This window comes from Microbacterium sp. Leaf161 (genome assembly GCF_001423645.1).
Classification (GTDB): Bacteria; Actinomycetota; Actinomycetes; order Actinomycetales; family Microbacteriaceae; genus Microbacterium; species Microbacterium forte.
In genome coordinates, this window is sequence record NZ_LMOW01000001.1 from 1,484,655 (window position 1) to 1,507,540 (window position 22,886).

Annotated in this window: 18 protein-coding genes; 6 read left to right on the plus strand and 12 right to left on the minus strand. The window is 68.3% G+C overall.

Going from position 1 to position 22,886, the window contains the following annotated elements:
- Positions 1-34: 34 nt before the first annotated feature.
- The 7 genes from ASF87_RS07305 to ASF87_RS07335 form a co-directional block, all read right to left on the minus strand.
- On the minus strand, positions 35-928 hold the full coding sequence (locus ASF87_RS07305; RefSeq protein ID WP_056375301.1) for a metallophosphoesterase: 894 nt from the start codon (positions 926-928) through the stop codon (positions 35-37).
- A 40-nt stretch (positions 929-968) separates the two neighbouring features.
- Positions 969-1,997 (minus strand): LacI family DNA-binding transcriptional regulator, encoded by a 1,029-nt coding sequence (locus ASF87_RS07310; RefSeq protein ID WP_082508789.1) that lies wholly within the window; start codon positions 1,995-1,997, stop codon positions 969-971.
- Entirely contained in the window at positions 1,994-3,787 is a 1,794-nt protein-coding gene (locus ASF87_RS07315) for an ABC transporter permease (protein WP_327037339.1), read from the minus strand. Before ASF87_RS07315 ends, ASF87_RS07310 begins: the two co-directional genes overlap by 4 nt.
- An 82-nt stretch (positions 3,788-3,869) precedes the next feature.
- Positions 3,870-4,886: an ABC transporter ATP-binding protein gene (locus ASF87_RS07320; RefSeq protein ID WP_056375304.1), complete on the minus strand. Its 1,017-nt coding sequence runs from the start codon at positions 4,884-4,886 to the stop codon at positions 3,870-3,872.
- 44 nt (positions 4,887-4,930) lie between these two features.
- A complete protein-coding gene (locus ASF87_RS07325) occupies positions 4,931-6,004 on the minus strand; it encodes an extracellular solute-binding protein (protein WP_056375306.1) in 1,074 nt (357 codons plus the stop codon).
- A 362-nt stretch (positions 6,005-6,366) separates the two neighbouring features.
- Positions 6,367-8,073, minus strand: a complete 1,707-nt coding sequence (locus tag ASF87_RS07330; RefSeq protein WP_082508790.1) for a dipeptide ABC transporter ATP-binding protein — start codon at positions 8,071-8,073, stop codon at positions 6,367-6,369.
- Positions 8,074-8,196: 123 nt separating this feature from the next.
- On the minus strand, positions 8,197-9,105 hold the full coding sequence (locus ASF87_RS07335) for a LysR family transcriptional regulator (protein ID WP_042540702.1): 909 nt from the start codon (positions 9,103-9,105) through the stop codon (positions 8,197-8,199).
- Between the two features lie 133 nt (positions 9,106-9,238).
- On the opposite strand from ASF87_RS07335, the gene ASF87_RS07340 reads away from it, so the two are divergent.
- Positions 9,239-10,552 carry a glucarate dehydratase family protein gene (locus ASF87_RS07340; RefSeq protein WP_082508791.1) on the plus strand — a complete coding sequence of 438 codons (1,314 nt, stop codon included), beginning with the start codon at positions 9,239-9,241 and terminating at the stop codon, positions 10,550-10,552.
- On the plus strand, positions 10,549-11,556 hold the full coding sequence (locus ASF87_RS07345) for a 2-hydroxyacid dehydrogenase (RefSeq protein WP_235558900.1): 1,008 nt from the start codon (positions 10,549-10,551) through the stop codon (positions 11,554-11,556). Before ASF87_RS07340 ends, ASF87_RS07345 begins: the two co-directional genes overlap by 4 nt.
- Positions 11,557-11,618: 62 nt before the next feature.
- Here the strand turns inward: ASF87_RS07345 and ASF87_RS07350 are convergent, their stop codons facing one another.
- Genes ASF87_RS07350 through ASF87_RS07365 form a run of 4 tightly spaced genes read right to left on the minus strand, consistent with a single transcriptional unit; the run spans position 11,619 to position 15,906 of the window.
- Positions 11,619-12,344, minus strand: coding sequence for a sulfite exporter TauE/SafE family protein (locus tag ASF87_RS07350; protein ID WP_056375308.1), 726 nt, complete (start codon positions 12,342-12,344; stop codon positions 11,619-11,621).
- Positions 12,345-12,351: 7 nt separating this feature from the next.
- Positions 12,352-13,320, minus strand: coding sequence for an ABC transporter permease (locus tag ASF87_RS07355; RefSeq protein ID WP_042540704.1), 969 nt, complete (start codon positions 13,318-13,320; stop codon positions 12,352-12,354).
- Positions 13,313-14,302, minus strand: coding sequence for an ABC transporter permease (locus ASF87_RS07360; protein ID WP_079112023.1), 990 nt, complete (start codon positions 14,300-14,302; stop codon positions 13,313-13,315). Before ASF87_RS07360 ends, ASF87_RS07355 begins: the two co-directional genes overlap by 8 nt.
- A gap of 35 nt (positions 14,303-14,337) precedes the next feature.
- Positions 14,338-15,906 carry an ABC transporter substrate-binding protein gene (locus ASF87_RS07365; RefSeq protein ID WP_056375310.1) on the minus strand — a complete coding sequence of 523 codons (1,569 nt, stop codon included), beginning with the start codon at positions 15,904-15,906 and terminating at the stop codon, positions 14,338-14,340.
- A gap of 260 nt (positions 15,907-16,166) precedes the next feature.
- Between ASF87_RS07365 and ASF87_RS07370 the strand changes: the two genes are divergently transcribed.
- The 4 genes from ASF87_RS07370 to ASF87_RS07385 all read left to right on the plus strand — a co-directional run bounded on the left by ASF87_RS07370 (position 16,167) and on the right by ASF87_RS07385 (position 21,150).
- Positions 16,167-17,144, plus strand: coding sequence for a 2-hydroxyacid dehydrogenase (locus ASF87_RS07370; RefSeq protein WP_056375312.1), 978 nt, complete (start codon positions 16,167-16,169; stop codon positions 17,142-17,144).
- A 116-nt stretch (positions 17,145-17,260) separates the two neighbouring features.
- Positions 17,261-18,196, plus strand: a complete 936-nt coding sequence (locus ASF87_RS07375) for a 5-dehydro-4-deoxyglucarate dehydratase (protein WP_042540707.1) — start codon at positions 17,261-17,263, stop codon at positions 18,194-18,196.
- A gap of 48 nt (positions 18,197-18,244) precedes the next feature.
- Positions 18,245-19,831: an aldehyde dehydrogenase (NADP(+)) gene (locus tag ASF87_RS07380; RefSeq protein WP_056375314.1), complete on the plus strand. Its 1,587-nt coding sequence runs from the start codon at positions 18,245-18,247 to the stop codon at positions 19,829-19,831.
- Complete coding sequence (locus ASF87_RS07385; RefSeq protein WP_056375316.1) at positions 19,828-21,150, plus strand: enolase C-terminal domain-like protein; 1,323 nt, start codon at positions 19,828-19,830, stop codon at positions 21,148-21,150. Before ASF87_RS07380 ends, ASF87_RS07385 begins: the two co-directional genes overlap by 4 nt.
- 141 nt (positions 21,151-21,291) lie before the next feature.
- Here the strand turns inward: ASF87_RS07385 and ASF87_RS07390 are convergent, their stop codons facing one another.
- Positions 21,292-22,794: a SulP family inorganic anion transporter gene (locus ASF87_RS07390; RefSeq protein ID WP_056375318.1), complete on the minus strand. Its 1,503-nt coding sequence runs from the start codon at positions 22,792-22,794 to the stop codon at positions 21,292-21,294.
- Between the last annotated feature and the right edge of the window lie 92 nt (positions 22,795-22,886).

Sequence of the window (22,886 nt, forward strand, 5' to 3'; positions counted from 1 at the left end):
CTCGTTTCGTCTCGCTGGGCTTCGCCGGGCTCGCTCAACGAACGGGGTGCCGCTCCCGCCAGGAGATCCCCCGCCCAGCAATCCTTCGCCCGGCCTCCTCCGCCGCAACCGGCTCCCCAACGTCCGCACCGACTTCAAGCCCCACAACCGAGTGCACGATGGTCCCGTCGTACACGTGCACGAGGTTGTACCCCTGCGCAGCATCCTGCCCGCGCGTAGCTCCCACAGGCTGAGCCAGATCCTGCCCGTACGCACTCGACGACGCGGCCGCCACCGGAATCCCGGCGAACGTCCCGAACGACGGGTGGTGCACGTGTCCCGACAGGATCCCCCGCACATCAGACCCCGCCAGCACCGCAGCCAGCGCCGCCTGCTCGCGCAGCTCGACCGTCACCGCGAGGTCGAGCACCGTCGGCAGCGGCGGGTGATGGATCATCAGCAGCGAACCCTCCGGCGCAGGCGTAGACAGCTCAGCCGACAACCACTCCAACTGCGCCTCATCGACCCGCCCCCAGTGGTGCCCGGGAACCGTCGAATCCAGCACGATCACCCGCATCCCACCGAACCAGCGCACCTCGACCACAGCATCCGAAGCGCCACCGGCGAGCCCCAACTCCGCCCGCATCGCCCCGCGCTCGTCGTGGTTGCCCATAGCCCAGACCACATCGCAGCCCAAAGCAGAAACAGCGGGCAGAACCAACTCCCGCAACCGCCGATACGCCGATGCGTCCCCTCGATCCGCGAGGTCGCCGGTAAACAACAGAGCGTCAGGGCGAAGCCCGGAAGACACCAGCCGCGACAGCACAGAAGCCAGGTTCGCATCGGCGTCCGCCCCGCTGCCATACAGCGGCGCGCGTTCACCGGGAAGGTGCGTATCGGAGATGTGCACGAAGGTGTGCGATGGGCGAGAGTGTTCGGTGAGGATCATTTCTCTTCCAGTGAGACGACGAACAAGTACAGGACAGAAGTCAGATGGCCGCGGCAGTCGACCCGGGCACGAGGGTTCCGACAAACGGCTGCCGGACGGTCGGCGCAGAGTCGGCGTCAGAACTCAGAAGAAGCTGCATCGTCTCCACAGCCGCGGCCGCAACGGCCTCGACCGGAATCCGCAGCGTCGTCAGCCCAAGCAGGTCGGCACCGGGAAGGATGCCGTCGCACCCCGTCACGCTCACATCCCCGGGCACAGACAACCCCGCAGCACGCAGAGCGCGCATGACCGCGAGCTGCCGATAGTCCGACGCGCACATCACAGCCGTCGCCCCGTCGCGCACGGCTTCCAGCGCCTCATCCACTCCATCTGTCGGCGCCGCCCCCGCCGACACCAGAGTCACTGATGCGCCGCCGGCAACCAACGTCGACTCCATCGCCGACGCCCGCAGATGCTCCGCAAACGACACATCTTCCGCGCCAGAGAGCACGACCACACGACGGTGCCCCAGCGACAACACGTGCGACGCCAGCATCCGCCCGTGCTCCGGATCGTCATAGTGCGCGGTGTGAATCCGTTCCGCCGTCTCGACCCGCCCCGCGCGCACGATCGGCACCTGGTCGGCGAACGGCTCGAGCTGTGCGGCGGTGATGCCTCCGGTCGCGACGATCAGTCCGGCCACCCGCATGCCGAGCAGCCGGTGCAGCGCGTTCACCTGCTCGGCGCCCTGCACGTCGGCGCCGATCGTCACGGTCACGAGGTCGAGGCCACGCCTGTGCGCCTCATCCTGCAGCCGCGAGAACAGCAGACCGTATGCCGGGTTGCTCGCGTCGCGCAGCATCAGCCCGACCGTGCCGGTGCGACCGGCGGCGAGCTCGGCGGCCATCGTGTTGCGCACATATCCGAGGCGCTCGGCCTCGGCGAGGATCCGCTCCTGGGTCTCGGGAGCAAATCGCCCCTCGCCCTTCAGCGCTCTGGTCGCCGTGGCGCGGGACACCCCGGCGGCCGCGGCCACATCACTGACAGTGACGCGCAGCCCCGGAGCATCCGAAGGCGATGCACCACTCACGCGCGAGCCTTCTTCGCCTTGCGGGGCGCTCCGGCGCGCGAACCTCGTCCATACACGAGATACATGGTGACACCCATGATGATCATGAGCAGCACTGTATAGACGAACGTGATCGGCATCGCGTCGAGGTTGTTCTCGCCGCGCGTGCTCTCTTGAATCGCCACACCCAGCGGCTTGAACAGCGGGTGGTAGAGGAAGATCGCCGCGTCGTAGTCGTCGAGCAGGCTGTTGAAGTTCAGCGCCGTGATCGCCGCGGCCGTCGGCAGCACCAGCGGCACCAGCACCTTGCGGAACGTCGTCAGCGACTTCGCCCCGAGGATGCGCGAGGCATCTTCGAGCGAATCGGGCACCGATGCGAACCCGGCCTTGAGCAGGCGCAGCGTGAACGGGATCTTCACGCAGATGTAGGCGATGAGCAGCAGGATCGGCGTGCCGGTGAGCACGAATCCGCCCACGATCGCCCGCGGCTCGTCGAACGCGGTCACGAGGGCGAGCGCGATCAGCACGATCGGCAGGATCCACGGGATGTGCAGCACGTACTCGATCGCGGTCGTCAGCAGGTTGCGGTGCTTCTGCAGCATCCGCGCCACGAACAGCAGACCGCCGACCACGACGATCGAGGCCACGGCGCTGTAGACGACGCTGACGATGAACGGACGGATCGCCTCGGCGCTCGAGAACACCGTGATGTAGTTGTCGAGCGTGAAGCTGTCGAGGGTGATCGAGCCGGCGAGGATGCTGCGCGCATCGACGAACGAGAAGATCACGATCAGCACGACCGGGATCAGGTAGATCACCCACAGCAGGTAGGCGATGACGTGCACGACGACGTTCGCGAACGGGTTGCGGATCTTCTGCTTCTGGATCGGCGTCGCCACCTTGGCGACCGAGAAGTACACGCCCGACTTCTCGAAGCGGTTCATGATCGCGAGCAGGATGATCGTCGCGATGCCGAGCACGATTGCGAGCAGTGCCGCGATGTCACGCGTGATGGGGCTGCGCGAGAGATCGATGATCAGCGGTGCGACGGTCTGGAAGTCGGGCCCGCCGAGCACGAGCGGAGCCGTCAGCGCCCCGAGCCCGATGAGGAACGTGAGCACCGTGACGGCGAACAGCATCGGCTTCATCACCGGCAGCACGATGCGGCGCAGGATCGTCCAGGTCGAGGCGCCCATCAGCTTCGCCGCCTCGATCGACGCGTAGTCGACCTTGCCGAGCGACGACGAGAGGAACAGCATGTGGTTCGTCGTGGTCGCGAACGTCATCACGAAGACGACGGCGAAGTAGCCCGAGAACCAGTCGCGGTCCATGTCGGGCCACCAGTTGACCATCATGTTCGTGAAGAACCCGAACCGGCCGTAGATGAAGTTGTATCCGGCGGCCAGCACGATGCCGCCGTAGATCAGGGTCGTGGCATAGCCGAGCCAGAGCACCTTGGCTCCGCGCACCTGGAAGTACTTGGTCACCAGCACGATGAACACACCGACCACGTTGACCGTGATCGACAGGGTGATCGCGAGCACGAAGCTGTTGCCGAGCGTCTTCAGCGCACGCTCGCTGCCGAACAGCTTCTCGACGGCGCGGATGCTGAACTGCCCGTCGGGGAAGAACGTGACGCCGAGCAGGGCGGCGTTCGGCAGCACGAGGAACGCCGCGGCGAACCAGATCACGATGATTCCCGTGATCCACGCGAGCGGCGAGAGGAGCATCGCCTTCACGCTGCCGGGGCGTCCTCTCTTACGGAGCCGCGGTCCCGCCGTCTGACCCTCGACGACCGCGTGGGTCGTCAAGGAGCCGGCTTCTCCGGTCACGGCCGCTGAGGGCGGGACCGCGGGGCTTGAGGGGTCTTGGGGCTTCTGCGCATCCGACATGTCATGCCGCCGGGTACTGCAGGATCCAGCGAGGATCCACGTCGACGCGCACCGCGTCGCCCGGGTTCCACTGGCGGGCGCTCGCCGCAGCCGGAACGCTGACGCGCAGCGCGGCATCCTCTGCCGTCACCGTGTAGACGCTGTGGCTGCCGTGGTACGTGCGGTCGACGATGGTGCCATCGAGCGAGGCGGATGCCGTCGAGCTGTCGTGCGCCTCGGCGAGGTGCAGCTTCTCGGGCCGCACATAGCTCTCTGCCGTGGCATCCAGTCCGCCGCCGAGGCTCGTGATCTGCGCCGGGCTGAGACGGTTGTTCTCGCCGATGAACCGGCAGACGAACGGCGTCGCGCTGCGGTCGTAGATCTCCTCGGGAGTGCCCACCTGCTGCAGCGTGCCGGCATCGAGCACGGCGATGCGGTCACTGAGGGTGAGGGCTTCTTCTTGATCGTGCGTGACGTAGACCGTGGTCACGCCGACCTCGCGCTGCAGCTCTTTCAGCTGCTCACGCAGCTGCACGCGCAGCTTCGCGTCGAGGTTCGACAGCGGCTCGTCGAGCAGCAGGATGCTGGGGGTCAGCGCGAGCGCGCGGGCGATGGCCACGCGCTGCTGCTGCCCGCCCGAGAGCTCCGACACGTTCTTCGCGAGCTGCGACTGCGCGAGCCCGGTGCGGTCGGCGATCTCGTCGACGCGCCGGCGCTGGTCGGCCTTCGACGTCTTCTGGACAGAGAGGCCGAACGCGATGTTCTCACGCACGTTCATGCTCGGGAACAGCGCGTAGTTCTGGAACACCATGCCCACGCCGCGCTTCTCGCTCGGCACGCGCGTGACATCGCGCCCGCCGATCAGGATGCGCCCGCCGGTCGGCTCGACGAATCCGGCGAGTGTGCGCAGGGCGGTGGTCTTGCCGCATCCGGACGGACCCAGGAGGGTGAAGAACTCACCCTCCTGGATCTCCAGATCGAGGTGCGAGACCGCATGGTGATCGCCGAATGCGACCTCGACATCTTCGAAACGGATCATGTGTCTTTTCCGGTCAGTCCTGGATGAGGGGTGTGGAGGCTCGATCAGCCGATGTACTCGAGCGTGACCTTCTCGACCCACGCTCCGAGGTTCTCGCTCACGAAGCCGAAGTCGATGTCCTGACGGTCGAGAGTGCCCATGAGCTCGACGACCTCGGGGTTGGCCTGCTCGACCGCACCCTCGTTGACGGGCATCGAGTTGAACTCGGCGGCGAACTCGCCCTGCACCTCGGCGCTGCCGAACCAGTCGATGAACTCCTGCGCCTTGGCCTCGTTGCCGGTGCCGTTGATCTGCGCGATCTGCTCGGTGACGTACGGCACGCCGTAGTCGGGAATGATCATGCCGGTCTTGGTGCCGTACTCCTCGTCACGGGCGGCGATGCCGCTCGAGGGGAGCACGCCGTAGTCGATCTCGTCCCGCGTGATGCGGGCGTAGAGGTCGGTGCCTTCGACCGCGGGCGAGCCGTTGGCGTAGTACGCCTCGACGAGGTCCCAGCCCTCATCGCTGACGCCGAGGTCGCCGTCCTCATCGAGGTGACGCGACAGGATGCTGGCGAGCACGAGCTGCGGGGTGGCCTGGCCCAGTGCCGGGTTGACCTCGTAGCGACCCGCGTACTTCTCGGTCCAGAGGTCCTCCTCGTCGGAGGGGGCGTCGGTGATCTTGTTCTCGTCGTAGACCGTGACGATGGCCTGCTCGACGAGCGGCCAGAAGGCGCCGTCGGCCGGGTCGCCCGCGTCGGCGGGGACCTCTCCGCTCCACTCGGGCTCGTAGGCGGTGATCGCCTCTTCGGCCTTGAGCTGCTCGAAGAACATATTGTTCAGACCGAACACGACATCGCCGACGGGGTTGTTCTTCTCGGCGATGATGCGGTTGGTGAGGTCGGCGCCGCCGAGGCCCACGATCTCGATGTCGATGCCGGCATCCGCGGCCTTCTCGGTGATCCACTCACCACGGCCGTCGCTGTTCGAGTTCGTGTAGACGATGAGGGTCGCATCCGACCCGCCGTCGCTCGAGCCGCCTTCGGTCTCGGTGCTGCCGCCTGCGCAGCCGGTCAGGGTCACGGCCGCCACCGCAGCGATTCCCAGGAGAGACCAGCGCTTCTTTCGGATGTCGACCATGGTCGCCTTTCTCGTCATCGAGGTATGTCTGATCTGACTCTACCCCGGAGTTGTGGTTTATGTACAACGATCTGTCTGTTTCTTAGCCGCGTTCGCGCGACCGCACTCAAGATAGGCGGCGGAGGTGAACGCAGGGGGAGTGCGAAGTGAACGTTGCGCCGTTCGATGGGTGCGTTTCGTCTCGCTCGGCTCCGCCGTGCTCGCTCAACGACCGGGGGGTTCCGTTCGTTGAGCGAAGACGACGAAGTCGCCTGAGACGAAACGTGGTGAGCCGGTGTGGGAGCGTTTCGTCTCGCTCGGCTTCGCCGTGCTCGCTCAACGACCGGGGGCGACGACGGCTCGCTCGACGACCGGGGACCGCGTCAGGCGGAGAAAGCGGGCACGGCCTCGATCAGCATCCGGGTGTACTCCTCCTGCGGAGCCGTGAAGATCTGCGTCGCGTCACCGCACTCGACGAGCTTTCCGTTCTTGAGAACCGCGACGCGGTCGGCCGTCTCGGCGACGACTCCGAGGTCGTGCGTGATGAAGAGGTAGGTCAGCTCGCGCTCGCGCTGCAGCTCGTCGAGCAGCGTGAGGATCTGCGCCTGTACCGACACGTCGAGCGCCGAGACCGCCTCGTCGAGCACGAGGAACTCGGGATCGAGCGCGAGGGCGCGGGCGATCGCCACGCGCTGTCGCTGGCCGCCGGAGAGCTCGTCGGGGAAGCGGCCGAGCATCCCGTCGGGGAGAGCGACCTGCTCCGACAGCTCGAGAGCGCGCTTCGACCGTGACTGTCGATCGCCCTCGCCGAAAGACAGCAGCGGCTCGGTGATGAGCTGCTCGATCGTCATGCGCGGGTTCAGCGAGTCGAACGGGCTCTGGTAGACCATCTGGAACCGCCGCCGCAGCTGACGCAGCTTCTCGCCCTTGAGGTGCGTGATGTCCTCGCCGGCGAAGGAGATCGATCCCGACGTCGGCTCCTCGAGGCGCAGCACGAGTCGCGCGAGCGTGCTCTTGCCCGATCCGGATTCGCCCACGACGGCGAGCGTCTCGCCGCGGCGCACCTCGAGTGAGACGGCGTCGACGGCCGTGAGCGTGCGGCGGTCGCCTGCGCCCTTGGGCAGCGGGAAGATCTTGGTCAGCTCGGTCACCCGCACGATCGGCTCGCTGCCGAACTCGATGCGGGCCGTGGTCGATGCAGTCCGCCGCTCGTGCGCGCTCAACCGGGGCGCTGCGGCGATGAGCTTGCGCGTGTACTCGTGCGTCGGAGCGTTCATCACCTGCTCTGCGGGCCCGGAGTCGACGATCTCGCCCTGCTTCATGACGATGACCCGGTCGGCCCGTTCGGCCGCCATCCCCAGATCGTGGGTGATGAGCAGGATCGCCGTTCCGAGTTCTCGGGTCAGGTTCGCGAGATGGTCGAGGATCTGCTTCTGCACCGTCACATCGAGCGCGCTCGTGGGCTCATCGGCGATGATCAGGCTCGGCTGCGCGGCCAGTGCTCCCGCGATCAGCGCGCGCTGCTTCATGCCACCCGAGAACTGATGCGGGTACTGCTTCGCCCGCTCGGCAGGATACGTCAGCCCTGCCATCTCGAGCAGTTCGACCGCGCGATCGTGAGCGTCGTGCTTCGTGGCGAGTCCATGCACGAGCAGCGGTTCCGCCACCTGCACGCCCACGCGCCGCACGGGATTGAGAGACAGCGCCGGATCCTGCGGCACCAGCCCGATCAGGCGTCCGCGGATGCTGCGCCAGCGCCGCTCGCTCAGCGGAATGAGGTCTTCGCCCTCGAACTCGATGCGCCCGCTCACCACTTCGGCGTTGGGAGCGAGAAGATTCATGATCGACTGCGCGACGGTGCTCTTGCCCGAGCCCGACTCGCCCACGATCGCGACCACCTCGCCGCGACCCACGCTCAGGTCGACGCCCCGCACCGCATCGACCTCGCGGTCGCCGATCCGGTAGGCGACGCGCAGATCTTCGACACGCAGGATGTCATCACGCACGGCGGATTGCCCGCTGGGCGTCGGGTTCACGGACTCGCCGAGTCGAGCGGACTCATCGGCGGTCGCGGCGACGTCGTTCGGCATGCGTCCTCCTCATCGAGCACGGGTCGTGCCATCAGCACTGATCATCTTCCGTTCACGCTAGGCGTGCGGATTCATCCTGATCAAGCCCTACATCGGCATTGGGCTATGCGCTCGCTGCATCGATCACGCGGAGTCATCCACCTCGTCGACCAGGCTCAGCAGTCGTTCGACCAGCGGATTGTGAGACTCCGCGTTCCACGCGATGTCGAGTTCGACGCTGTTCACCCGCGACGACGGATCGGCGTCGCTGATCGGCAGCAGCGTCACCGAGTCGGGGGAGATCCGCTCGGCGGACTCCGGCACCAGCGTGAACCCGATGCCGGCGCTGACCATCGCGAGCAGCGCGGGCACCTGCCCGGCGTACTGCACGATGTGCGGATGCACCCCGCTCGCCACGAACATCGACAGCAGCAGGTCGTGGAAGTACCGTGCGCCGCTCGGCGAGTACATGAGCAGCGACTCGTCTTTGAGGTCGATGAGCTTCAGTGGCTCGCCGCGCTGCGCGAGGGCCGAATCGCTCGGAAGCGCCACCGACAGGCGCTCGCGGTAGACCGCGCGACTGCTGATCTGCGGTCGGGCGAGCAGCGGCCGCATCAGGCCGATGTCGACCGTGCCCTTCTCGAGCTCCTCCACCTGGTCGAGGGAGACGAGCTCGCGCAGCAGCAGCGTGACGCCGGGCAGTTCGGCTGACGCGCGGCGCAGCAGATCGGGCACGACCGCCTGGCCCGCCATCGCCGTGTACGCGATCGTGACGGTGCCGGCCGCGCCCTCGCCGACCGAGCGCACATCCGAGACGGCCTTCGCCGCGAGGTCGAGGAGGCGGCGCGCGTTGGGAAGCAGCGCGCGCCCGGCCTGGGTCAGCGCCACACGACGACTGGTGCGGTCGAACAGCCTGGTCGAGAGCTCGCGCTCGAGCTGCTGGATCTGACGACTGAGTGGCGGCTGGGTCATCTTCAGCCGTGTCGCCGCCGCCCCGAAGTGCAGTTCTTCGGCCACGGCGATGAAGCATTCGAGCTGTACCAGCGAGATCATCGATCCACTCCCGACATCAATCAGTGCGACTTTTGGTTTGTCTGCGCATCTGTCCCCACCATAGTGTCGGAGAAACTCGATGACGCGGAATCCGCTGATGCGGAGTCCCCGGAGTCTCACCAACGGAGGCGTGATGTCCGAAGAGCTCCTGCTGTCTGTCCCTGCTGCCACGCGGCTGGCCGAGAACGCGGTGCGGTCCGTCCGCATCACGCCCGTGGCCTTCCAGGACCCACCACTGCTCAACACCGTCGGCGTGCACGAGCCCCTGGCGCTGCGCGCCATCGTTCAGGTGACCACCGAGTCGGGGGTCGTCGGGCTCGGCGAGACCTATGGCGACAGTGCGCACCTGCAGCGGATGAAGGTCGCCGCCGACGCGGTGCTCGGATGCGACGTGTTCGCGACCAATGATCTGCGCGCGCGGGTCGAACGCAGCGTGGCCGGCGACGGCATCCGCGGTGGGCATGGCATGTCGGGCATGGTCACGGGCACCAGCACGGGCGACCGCGTGCTCTCGCCGTTCGATGTCGCCACCGTCGACATCCGCGGAAAGCTGCTCGGGGTGCCGGCGAGCGAGCTGCTGGGCGGGCGCGTGCGCGATGCCGTTCCGTTCAGCGGCTATCTCTTCTACAAGTGGGCGGGTCATCCGGGAGGGTCCGTCGACGAGTGGGGCGAAGCCCTCACGCCCGAGGGGATCGTCGCGCAGGCGCGGCGCATCGTCGACACTTACGGCTTCACCGCGCTCAAGCTCAAGGCCGGGGTTTTCGCACCCGACGACGAGATCGCGGCGATCCTGGCGCTGCGCGAGGAGTTTCCCGATCACCCGCTGCGCATCGATCCGAACGGCGCCTGGACCGTCGAGACCTCGCTGCGGGTCGCCGACGCGCTGAAGGACGTGCTCGAATACCTCGAAGACCCCACCCCGGGCCTTGCGGGCATGGCCGAGGTGCGCCGCCACACGGATCTGCCGCTCGCGACCAACATGTGCGTCGTGGCGTTCTCGCACATCCCCGAGGCGGTGCGCCTCGGCGCGATCGACATCGTGCTCTCCGACCACCACTTCTGGGGAGGGCTCGAGCGTTCGCGCCTGCTCGCCGGGTTCGCCGAGACTCTCGGGTGGGGGCTCTCGATGCACTCGAACTCGCACCTCGGCATCAGCCTCGCCGCGATGACCCACCTGGCCGCGGCCACTCCCGGCGTCGGATACGCATGCGACACGCACTGGCCCTGGAAGCGCGAGGACGAGGACGTCATCGCGCAGGGCGCACTGAGCTTCGTCGACGGCTCGCTGGCGGTGCCGACCGCACCGGGCCTCGGCGTCGACCTCGACCCCGAGGCGCTGGCGCGGCTGCATCGGCAGTACCTCGACGGCGGCATCCGCGAGCGCGACGACACCGGCTACATGCAGCGGGTCGACCCCGGATACGTGCTGGAAAGTCCCCGCTGGTGAGCGCGGCGAGCCGTCCGTTGCGCATCGCGGTCACCGACCCGATCATGTCGGCGTTCGCCGATGATCTGCGCCGCACCGAGCGGCCGCACGAGTGGGTGTTCGCCGATCCTGGAGTATCCGGCTCCGCGCGCGCCGCGATCGACGGTGCCGACGTGGTGATCTGCTCGCGGCTCACGACCGACGACATGGCCGGCGCCGATCACGTGCGGCTCGTGCACGCGACGGGTGCCGGAGTCGACCGGATCGATGCCGAAGCCGTGCCCGATGGTGTGCCGATGTGCAACACCGGTCATCACGGCCCCGCGATCGCAGAGCACGTGATCATGACGGCGCTCATGCTGCGCCGTCGAGCGCTCGAGGCCGACGCCGAGATGCGCCGGGGTGAGTGGCGCACGATCGCCACCGTGCCGGGCTCTCCTCCGGCGGGCGTGCCGTACCACCGATCGCTCGCCGGCAGCACCCTGGGGCTCATCGGCTATGGCGAGATCGGCCGCTCCGTCGCCCACCTCGCGAAGGCGTTCGGAATGCGCGTGGTCGCCCTGCGCCGGCATCCGGACGCGGGCGGACCCGGCACCGAGCTGCTCGACCGCGTGTACGGCGAAGAGCAGCTGCATCCGATGCTGCGCGAGAGCGATGTGGTCGTGGTCACCGCACCCCTCACCGACAGCACGCGCGGGATGATCGATGCCGATGCGCTCGCGCAGCTGCACGCCGACGCGCTGATCGTCAACGTCGCCCGCGGCGCGCTCATCGACGAGGACGCCCTGTACGCAGCCCTCGCAGAAGGGCGCATCGGAGGGGCGGCGATCGACGTGTGGTGGGATGCACCGCAGGGCGCCGAGGCGCCTCCTGCCGTGCAGAGGTTCGCCGCGCTCGACCGGGTGGTGCTGACCCCGCACCACTCGGGTCACGCCAGCGAGGTCTTCACCGCGCGCGCCGCCGACATCGCCCGCAACATCGACCTGCTCGACGCCGGTCTTCCCCTCGAGCGTCAGGTGCGCTGAGCAGGAGGACCGAGGCTCGCTGAGCAGGAGGGCCGAGGTGCGCTGAGAGCCTCGGCATCCGGTCAGAACATCTCGACCAGGCGGGTGGCGATCAGCGTCACGGCGCCCAGAGCGGATACCCCGAGGGCGATCGCTCGCGTGCGCCGCCGATTGAGGAACCTGTTCACGAACCGCGACAGCACCACGCCGCCCACGGCGAACGGCGCCATCCAGGCGGCGGTGGCGAGCGCATGCGCGGGAACCGCGCCCCACAGGAACAGGGCCACGAGCGACAGCGACGACCCGACGAGGAAGAACGCCGACATCGTGCCGCGCAGCCGCGGTCCCTCTGACCCCTGCCAGATGATCGCCATCGGTGTGCCGCCCACAGACGTCGTCGTGCCCATGAGGCCCGACAGTGCCCCGGCCACCGCCTGCGTCGTCCTGGTCACCCGCGGGTGCCAGCCGCGCAGCGACATGACGACCCCCAGCAGCACGACGCCGGCGACCGCCCACGACAGTGCGGTCGCCGACATGACGGCGACGAGCCCCGCCCCGACGACGGTTCCCGGCACGCGGCCTGCCAGCGCCCAGCCGGCACCTCGCAGGTCGAGCGATGCGCGATCCATCACCACCACGATCAGCGTCACGACCATCGCCAGCATGATCACGAGCACCGGCAGCAGCGTGGCGTCGATGAGGGCGATGAACGGGGCAGCCAGCATGCCCATGCCGAATCCGATCGAGCCCTGCATGCAGGCGGCGGCGAGGATCACCGCACCCAGCAGCATGAACTCGAGGACCGTCACCAGGGGCTCAGCGGCGCGCGGCGATCGAGCCGATCACACGACGACGCTTCTTGCTCTGCAGGCGCCAGCGCTGGCCGGGATCGGTCGCGAGACGCAACCACGCGGCCAGCACGTTGGCGCAGACCGTGGTGATCACGATCGCAAGACCCGGGAGCACCGACTGCCACCACGCCTCGGCGAGGTACTGGCGCCCCTGCGAGACCATGAGGCCCCAGCTGACGTCGGGCGGCTGGATGCCGATGCCGAGGAAGCTCAGCGACGACTCGGCCAGCATCACGTAGCAGAACTCGAGCGTGGCGAGCGTGACGAGAGTCGGCAGCACGTTCGGGACGATGTGACGGAAGACGATGGCGCGGTTCGTGGCGCCGAAGTTCGTCGCGGCATCGACGAACATCCGGGAGCGCAGCTCGGCGGCATCCGCTCGCGCCGTGCGCAGGTAGAGAGGGATGCGCGTGATCGCGAGCACGAGCACGATGTTCGCCGCGCTCGGGTTGAAGACGTAGAGGATCACGACGGCGAGCAGCAGCGAGGGGAAGCTCATGATGACGTCGGCGATGCGCATCGATACCGACTCGCGCCATCCGCGGTGGAATCCGGCCCACATGCCCCAGATCGATCCGACGATCGCAGAGACGACCACGGCCGCGGCGGCGACACCCAGGGTGGTGCCTGCCGCGGTGATGATGCGGGCGAGCAGGCTGCGTCCCAGCGAGTCACTGCCGAGTGCGTACTCCCAGCCGAGCTGGAAGCTGAACGGCGGCATGTTGCGCGCCCCGAGATCCTGCCGCTGCGCGATCTCGCCGAACAGCGGGGGACCGACGATCGCGGTGAGCACGATGAACGCGAGGATGATGGCGGCGGATGCGGCGACCTTGTCCTTCCACAGCAGCTGCCAGAGGTTGGCGCGGCCGGACGACCGAGCTCCGCGCGCCTTCTGAGTGAGGACGGTGACTGTCGATGCGTTGTTGTCAGACATTCGTCAGCACCTCTGCCTTCGTGTCGGAGAGCGCCCCCGGGCCGCGACGACGGGCGCGAGAGCCGGACGTCGGCCTGACTCGCGGGTCGAGCAGTGCATAACCGAGGTCGATGATGATGTTCAGGGCGAAGATCGCCAGCGCTGTGATCAGCACCGCGGCCTGCAGCACCGCGAAGTCGCGCTGCAGGATCGAGTCGATCATGAGCTTGCCGATGCCGGGCCAGCCGAAGATCGACTCGACGACCACGGCGCCGTTGATGAGGCCGACGGTCAGGTCGCCTGCCACGGTGAGGGCGGGGGCTGCGGCGTTGCGCAGCGCATGCTTCGAGACGATGTGCATCTGCCCGGCACCGCGGCTGCGGGCGACCTGGATGTAGGGCTGACCCAACACTGTCACCATCGACCCGCGCACGACCTGGGCGAGCACTCCGACCGGACGCAGCATGAGCGTCGCGACCGGGAGGATCCAGACGAGCGCTCCGTCGGTGCCGGAGGTCGGCAGCCAGCCCAGCGTGATCGCGAAGATCCAGATGCCGAGGATGGCCACCCAGAAGTCGGGCACGCTCGCCGCCGTCATCGAGAAGAAGCTCACGATGCGGTCGGCGATGCCGTTCGGCTTCAGCGAGGCCCAGCTGCCGAGCGCCACGGCGATGACGATCGCCAGGATCATCGTGACCGCGGCGAGCTGCAGGGTGGCGGGGAAGGCGCGCAGCGCCATCTCGGCCGCGGGTTCACCGGTGCGCAGCGACTGACCGAAGTCGAGCTGCAGGACTCCGAGGAAGTAATCGCCCATCTGCTTCCACAGCGGCTGGTCGAAGCCGTTGCGGGCCGCGAAGTCCTCGCGCATCTGATCGGTCGCGTTCAGCGGCAGATACAGCTGCGACGGATCGCCGGTGAGGCGGGCGAGCACGAAGACACCCAGGACGACTGCGATCAGCGGCAGCGCGCTCTGCAGGATTCGTTTTCTCAGGTAGGTCCACATGGTCGCCCGCCTCTCACTCTCACTCTCGCTCGCGGTCAGCCCGCGAGCGAGACCTCCTTGATGCGCAGCTCGTCGCCGGTCGACGAGTTGGGCTCGTAGGTCACCCGGTCGGCGAGACCGAGCATGACCGTCTGGTGCGCGATCGGGGCCAGGGCTACGACGTTCTCACGCTCGTAGGCGAAGACCTCTTCGTACGCGGCCTGGCGCTCGTCGCCGGTGAGGGTCCGCGCGGTGGTGATGAGCTCGTCCAGGGCCGGGTCGCCGAACTCGGCCTGTGCGCCGCCCGTGAGCATGTACTGTTCGACCGTGAACTGCGCGTCACCTGCCTGGTTTCCGTGCTGGATGAGCATCGAGATCGGACCCTCGTTCGTGACGAACGGACTCAGCTGGTACTGCAGGTGCTGAGTGGTGTCGACCATGCGCAGCTCGACGTTCAGCCCCGCGGCCGCCAGCTGCTCGCGCAGCACCTCGCCCAGTTCGCTGACCTTCGGGAACTGCGCGGTGCGCACCGGCATGAGGATCTTGGTGTCGACCGCGACGCCGTCGGCCGCAGCCTCCTCGACCAGGGCCTTCGCCTTCTCGGGGTCGTACTCCCACGGCTCGAGGTCGGCGTTGAATCCGACGATGCCCTCGGGGATCAGCTGCGCGGCCACCTTGTCGCCATCGGGGTAGAGCGACGAGACGATGCCCTCGCGATCGATGGCGTAGTTGATCGCCTGACGGATGCGGATGTCGTCGAGCGGAGCCGTCTGGCCCGAGAAGCGCAGGGCGATCGTCTCGTTGTTCGGGTAGCTCACGCCCAGGTCTCCGATGCCGTCCTCGGCACTGAGGCCGAGGGCGATGTCGGCTTCGCCGCTGGTGATCATCGCGGCACGGACGGTGCCCTCGGAGCGCCACTGGTACTCGACGTCGGCGAACTGCGGGGCGTCGCCCCAGTAGTCGTCGTTGCGCTCGAGCGTCAGCTTCGTGCCGGCCTGCCACTCGCCGATCGCGTAGGGACCGGTGCCGACCGGCTCGCGCACGAACTCGATGTTCGAGGTCTCGGGCGAGACGATCTCGATGAACGACAGCTTCAGGGGGAGGATCGGGTCGGGGCTCGGGGTGGTGACCGTGAGCGTGGTGGCGTCGGTCGCCTCGACCTCGAGGTCGTCGTCGCCGAAGATGTAGCCCTCGACGTTGCAGCCGAGGTCGCCGTTCACGGCGCGATCGATGGAGTAGGCGGCTGCCTCGGCATCGAACGGCGTGCCGTCCTGGAAGGTGACGTCATCGCGGACGGTGAACGTCCACTCCGTGTCGCCGGTCTGCTCCCACTCGGTGGCCAGCAGCGGTTCGAGCTCGCCCGTCGAGGGGTTGCGCTCGACCAGCGGCTCGGTGACCGTGCTGCGCACGACGACGCCGGTGGAGGTGAGGTTGGCGTCGCACGCCTCGAGGGTCGGGGGCTCCTGCGTGAGCACGACGCGGAGGGTGTCGCCCGCGCCGCCCTCGCCGCCGCCTTCCGACTCCGAGTTGGCGACGGAGCACGAAGCCAGCAGTGCGATCGATGCGATTCCGGCAGTGACCGCGGCTGCCCGGGTGCCTCTGCGTCGGGGGGAAGAAAGCTTCATCGGGTTCCTCCAGGTAGGGGACGGCCGCGGCCCTCGTTGGCTGTCGGCCCGTTGTGAATGTCGCAGACCGCCTCCCGAGCGTCAACAGGTGCGAAGGCCGCACCGGCGGCCGGTGCCGAGGGCCGGTGCCGTGCGGCATCCGTCGGCCGAGTCGCGATCCGCGAGATTACGCCGGTCTCACCCCATAGATGCTTGCGGCGCATCAATCCATGCAACTTCGCTTATGGAACTGCATCGTTGGCCGGACGTAGTCTCGCGCCATGACCAACTCTCCCGAAACCTCCGCTCCGTTCGCTCCCGGCTCCATCGCTCAGGCGGGGCCGCTGCTCGATTCTCTCGAGCGGACGCTGCAGGACGAGTACTCCGTGGTGCGCCTGCCCGACGACCTCGCAGCCCTCGACCCGACGGATGCCGCGAAGGTGCGCGCCGTCGTCACGGGCGGTCGCAACGGCGTTCCCTCCGAGCTGATGGCCGCCCTCCCGAACCTCGAGATCGTGACCAACTTCGGCGTCGGATACGACACGACGGATGTCGCCCAGGCGGTCGCCCGCGGCATCCGGGTGACCCACACGCCCGACGTGCTCACCGACTGCGTCGCCGACACGGCGCTCGGGCTCATGCTCGATGTCTTCCGCCGGTTCGGCGCCTCCGAGCGGTTCCTGCGCGACGGCGCCTGGGAGTCGGGCGGGTTTCCACTCACACGTCGTTTCTCGGGCAGCACGGTCGGCGTGCTCGGCCTCGGCCGCATCGGGCAGGCGATCGCCAGACGCGCCGCCGCCTTCGACGCGACGATCCTCTACACGACCCGACGTCCTGTCGAGGGCGTGCCGTGGGAGCACGTGGCATCGGCCGTCGACCTCGCGCGCCGATCGGACGTCGTGGTCATCGCGGTTCCCGGTGGGGCGGCGACCGAGAACCTCGTGGATGCCGAGGTGATCGACGCGCTCGGACCCGACGGCTTCCTGGTGAACATCGCACGCGGCTCGGTCGTCGATGAGGATGCACTGATCGCCGCTCTCGAGGACGGTCGGATCGCGGGAGCTGGCCTCGACGTGTTCGCGCACGAGCCGCACGTGCCCGCGCGGCTCATCCGCGATGACGTCACGCTGCTGCCCCACGTCGGCAGCGGCACGCACGAGACCAGGCTCGACATGCGAGACCTCACACTCGCGAACCTGCGGGCCCACCTCGACGGTCGGCCGCTGCCGACACCGGTGCCGGAGATGTCGGCACTCTGATGCAGACGGCGCATTGATCCATCCACCATTTGGTTTGTAGGCGCATCGTTTCACGCATAGCGTGACGATTGTTCAGATCCAAGCCGGATACCGGCGCGACACCCCAGGAGTGCACCGTGGCACGATTCACGCCCACCGAGCTGGCCGACCACCTTCGCGAAGGTCTTCTCTCGTTCCCCGCGACGGCGTTCACGCCGGAGCTCGAATTCGACGAGAAGCGCTACCGCGAGCACGTGGAATGGCAGGCGAGCTTCGGGGTGGCCGGTCTCTTCGCCGCCGGTGGCACCGGCGAGGGGTTCAGTCTCGATGCGGCCGAGTCCGCAGCGGTCGTCCGCGCGGCCGTGCAGTCGTCGCGACCCGAGGTTCCGGTGCTCGCCTCGGCCGGCGGCTGGACCCGGCACGCGATCGCGAACGCCCGGGCGGCCGAGGAGGCCGGCGCGGAGGGGATCCTCGTGCTGCCCCCCTACCTCACCGAGTGCGACCAGGCGGGTCTCGTCGAGCACGTCTCGGCGATCGCCGCGGCTACGAAGCTCGCGATCATCGTCTACAACCGCGGCAACGCCATCTACTCGGCCGAGACGATGGCGATCCTCGCCGAACGGCACGAGAACGTCGTCGGGTTCAAGGACGCGACGGGCGACATCGAGCACCTGGCATCGGTCTACGTGCGCAACGGTGAGCGCCTGTTCTACCTGGGCGGTCTGCCCACCGCAGAGACCTACGCGCTGCCGCTGCTGCAGATGGGCATGAGCACGTACTCGTCGGCGATGTTCAACTTCGTCCCCGAGTTCGCGCTCGAGTTCTACCGCGATGTGCGCGCTCAGGACCGTGCCGCGGTGACCGAGAAGCTGGGGCGCTTCGTGCTGCCGTACATCGCGATCCGCAACCGCGGGAAGGGATTCGGCGTCTCGATCGTCAAGGCGGGTCTCCGTCTGACCGGACACGGCGTCGGTCCCGTCCGCCCGCCGCTGCACGACCTGTCGGCGCAGGACGACGCCGATCTGGCGCAGCTTCTCGAGCGAGCCGGCCTGCTCGCCGCCGTTCCCGCCTGACCTCGCCGATCCTCTCGGCGCCACCGCCGTCGACTCAAGGAGTGTGACATGACCACCGCCATCCTCACCGGGCATTCGTCGATCGCCGGACGTTCGGTGCCCGGCACCGGCACCGCGCTGTACGCCATCGCCCCGGCCACCGACGAGCAGCTCGAGCCCCCCTACTCGCAGATCGACGTCGAGCAGCTCCGCGCGGCGACCGCCGCCGCGGCCGAGGCCTTCACGTCGTTCTCCCGACTCGCCCCCGACGCTCACGCGGCGTTCCTCGAATCGATCGCCGACGAGATCGACGCGATCGGCGACACGCTGATCGAGCGGGCGATGCAGGAGACCGGGTTGCCGCAGGCGCGACTCCTCGGTGAGCGTGCTCGGACCACCGGGCAGCTGCGGCTGTTCGCCGACGTCGTGCGTGCCGGAGAGCACCGCGGCGTGCGGATCGACCCGGCGCAGCCGGACCGCACACCTCTTCCGCGCGTCGACATCCGCCAGCGCAAGATCGCGCTCGGGCCGGTGGCCGTGTTCGGGGCGTCGAACTTCCCGCTCGCGTTCTCGACTGCCGGGGGAGACACCGCATCCGCTTTGGCCGCCGGGTGCCCGGTCGTGTTCAAGGCGCACAGCTCGCATCCCGGCACGAGCGAGCTCGTCGCATCGGCGATCGCACGCGCCATCGACGCGCACGGACTGCACCCCGGAGTGTTCTCGCACATCTTCGGCCCCGGACGCAGCGTCGGGCAGGCGCTCGTCGCCGACCCCGACATCTACGCCGTCGGGTTCACCGGATCACGCGAGGGCGGTCTCGCGCTCGTACGCACGGCACAGGCGCGGCCGGTGCCGATCCCCGTATACGCGGAGATGAGCTCGGTCAACCCGGTGTTCATCCTGCCGGGGGCCCTGCACGGCGACATCGAGGCGCTCGCCGCGGGGTATGTGCAGAGTGCGACGGGGTCGAGCGGGCAGCTGTGCACGCAGCCCGGTGTCGTCTTCGTCCCTCGTGGCCCCGAGGGTGAAGCGTTCCTGCGGGCCGTGTCGGAATCCCTGCGTGCGGCCACAGGGCAGACCATGCTCTCGCCGAGCATCGCGCACGCGTGGCGCGACGGTGTCGCGACCAGAGACGAGAACGCCGAGGTGCTCGCACGGGGAACCCACGGCGAGGGGCCGCACGCTCCGGCGCCGGTGATCCACGCCGCCGAGCTCTCGTCGTTCGAAGAGAATCCCGTGCTGAACGAGGAGATCTTCGGGGCCGCGTCCCTGGTGGTGCGCTACGGCGACGCCGCCGAGCTGGTGGAGGCCGCCTCACGGCTCGAGGGTCAGCTGACCGCCACGCTGCAGCTGAGCGCCGATGATCATGAGCTCGCCGCCGCGCTCCTTCCGGTGCTCGAGCGCAAGGTCGGGCGCATCCTCGCGAACGGATGGCCCACCGGGGTCGAGGTCGGGCACGCGATGGTGCACGGGGGCCCGTTCCCCGCCACGAGCGACTCGCGCACGACGAGCGTCGGCAGCCTCGCGATCGAGCGCTTCCTACGCCCGGTGGCGTATCAGAACATCCCCGATGGACTGCTCCCCGAGGTGCTGCGCGACGCCAACCCCTGGCACGTGTCGCGTCTCGTCGACGGGCGGCGCGAGGTGTCGGCATGACCTCCGTGCCCACGATCGAGAGGATCGAGGTCGTCCCGGTCGCCGGACACGACTCGATGCTGCTGAACCTCTCGGGCGCGCACGCGCCGTTCTTCACACGCAACATCGTCATCGCGACGGACTCGGACGGACGGGAGGGGCTCGGCGAGGTCCCCGGCGGCGAGTCGATCCGCGGCACCATCGCCGAGGCCGCGGAGTTCCTCACGGGCCAGCCGGTCGGCCGATACCGCTCGCTGCTACGGGCGATCGCGACCCGCTTCGCCGACCGGGACGCGGGCGGTCGTGGGCTGCAGACGTTCGATCTGCGCACGACCGTGCACGCCGTCACCGGCATCGAGTCGGCGCTCCTCGATCTGCACGCCCAGCACCTCGGCGTGCCGGTCGCGGAGCTTCTCGGCGACGGCCAGCAGCGCGACAGCGTGCCGATGCTGGGGTATCTGTTCTTCATCGGCGATGCTGACCGCACCGACCTCCCCTATCTGCGCGAGAGCGGCGACGGGTGGGAGAGCGTGCGGCGCGAAGAGGCCATGACGGCCGATGGCATCGTGCACCTGGCCGAAGCCGCGCAGACGCGCTACGGGTTCTCGGACTTCAAGCTCAAGGGCGGCGTGCTCGACGGCGAGGTCGAGGCCGACGTCGTCACCGCGCTCGCCGAGAGGTTTCCCGAAGCGCGCATCACGCTCGACCCGAACGGCGGGTGGCTGCTCGAGGACGCGGTGCGCATCGGCCGCCGCCTGGCCGATGTGCTCGCCTACGCCGAGGATCCGTGCGGCACGGAAGGCCGATTCTCGGGTCGAGAGGTGATGGCGGAGTTCCGTCGCCGCACCGGCCTGCGAACAGCGACGAACATGATCGCGACGGACTGGCGAGAGATGGCGCACGCGATCCGCTCCGACGCCGTCGACATCCCGCTCGCGGATCCGCATTTCTGGACCATGGCCGGTTCGGTGCGGGTGGCGCAGCTGTGCCACGACTTCGACCTGACGTGGGGGTCGCACTCGAACAACCACTTCGACATCTCGCTGGCGATGTTCACACAGGTCGGCGCAGCGGCGCCCGGCGAGATCACGGCACTCGACACGCATTGGATCTGGCAGGACGGCCAGCAGCTGACGGTCGATGCGCCCGAGATCCGAGACGGGGCGGTGCGAGTGCCCGACCGCCCGGGGCTCGGCGTGACGATCGACCGCGCTCGGCTCGCCGAGGCGCATGAGCTGTATGTCGAACACGGGCTGGGAGCCAGGGACGACGCCATCGGCATGCAGTACCTCGTGCCCGGCTGGCAGTTCGACAGCAAGCGGCCCTCTCTGGTGCGCTGAACGGGCGCCTGTCGTTCGTTGGGCGAAGACGACGTAGTCGCCTGAGACGAAACGTGGTGGCCCGACGGACCCGGTGAGGTGCGTTTCGTCTCGCGCGGCTCCGCCGTGCTCGCTCAACGACCGGGGATGCTCGGCGCGGTGCTACTCGAACCCGCCGGTGAGCCTTCCCCGCATCCGCTGGCTGCTGTCGTTCATCCCGATGATCTCGACCGTCTTGCCGAGCGCGGTGTACTTCGTCTCGATCGCATCCAGAGCTGCGACCGTCGAGGCGTCCCAGATGTGCGATCCGGTGAGGTCGATGACGACGCGGTCGGGATCCTCCGGGTACGAGAACAGGGTCGTCAGGTCGTTGCTCGAGGCGAAGAACAGCTCGCCGGTCACCGTGTAGGTGACGGCGTCGCCGGCATCCGACAGGGTCCGGCTCACCGACACGAAATGCGCGACCCTCCGCACGAACAGCACCGACGCGACCAGCACTCCGCCGACGACGCCGACCGCGAGGTTGTGGGTGATGAGCACGAGCACGACGGTCGCCACCATCACGAACGTCTCGCTCTTCGGCATCCGCTTGAGGGTCGACGGCTTGACGCTGTGCCAGTCGAACGCTCCGATGGCGACCATGATCATCACGGCGACGAGGGCGGCCATGGGGATCGTGCTGACGAAGTCGCCGAAGACGACGACCAGCAGGAACAGGAAGATGCCGGCGCAGAACGTCGAGATGCGGGTGCGCGCGCCCGAGGCCTTGACGCCGATCATGGTCTGGCCGATGACGGCGCATCCGCCCATGCCTCCGAAGGTTCCGGAGAGGATGTTCGCCACGCCCTGAGCCCACGACTCCCGCGTCTTGTTCGAGTGGGTGTCGGTGATCTCGTCGACGAGCTTGGCGGTGAGCAGCGACTCCATGAGTCCGACCAGCGCCACCCCGAGCGCGAACGGCGCGATGATCGTGAACGTCTCCCACGTCAGCGGCACGTTCGGGATGAACAGCTCGGGCAGGCTCTTGGGCAGCTCGCCCTGATCGCCGACCGTCGGCACCGTGATCGCGAACGCCATCACCACAGCGGTCACGATGATCACCGACACGAGCGGTGCCGGCACGATCGTGGTGATCTTCGGCATCACGATCATCACGATGATTCCCAGCGCGACCAGCGGGTAGACCAGCCACGGCGCATCGATCAGCTGCGGGAACTGCGAGCTGAACACGAAGATCGCCAGCGCGTTCACGAACCCGACCATGACGCTGCGGGGGATGAAGCGCATCAGCTTCGCGACCCCCAGCACCCCGAGGATCACCTGGAAGATGCCGGCGAGGATCACCGTCGCGATGAAGTAGTCCATCCCATACGTCGGCGCGACCGGGGCGATCACGAGCGCGACGGCTCCGGTCGCCGCGGTCACCATCGCCGGACGCCCACCGAGGAAGGCGATCGACACCGCCATGATGAACGACGAGAAGAGTCCCACCTTCGGGTCGACGCCCGCGATCACCGAGAACGCGATCGCCTCGGGAATCAGCGCGAGACCCACGACCAGACCCGCGAGCACCTCGCGCGTCAGCATCCTCGGACTCTTCAGCGCTTCGAGAACCGTCGGGTTCGCCCGATAGCGGGCACGATCGTCGACCGCAGTTGCAGACATGGGGATGCTCCAGAGAAGGTGCCCGGGGGTGGGGCAGAACAGTTAAGGGTACGGCGGATGCGGGGGCCTGCCGTTCCCCGGTCGTTGAGCGA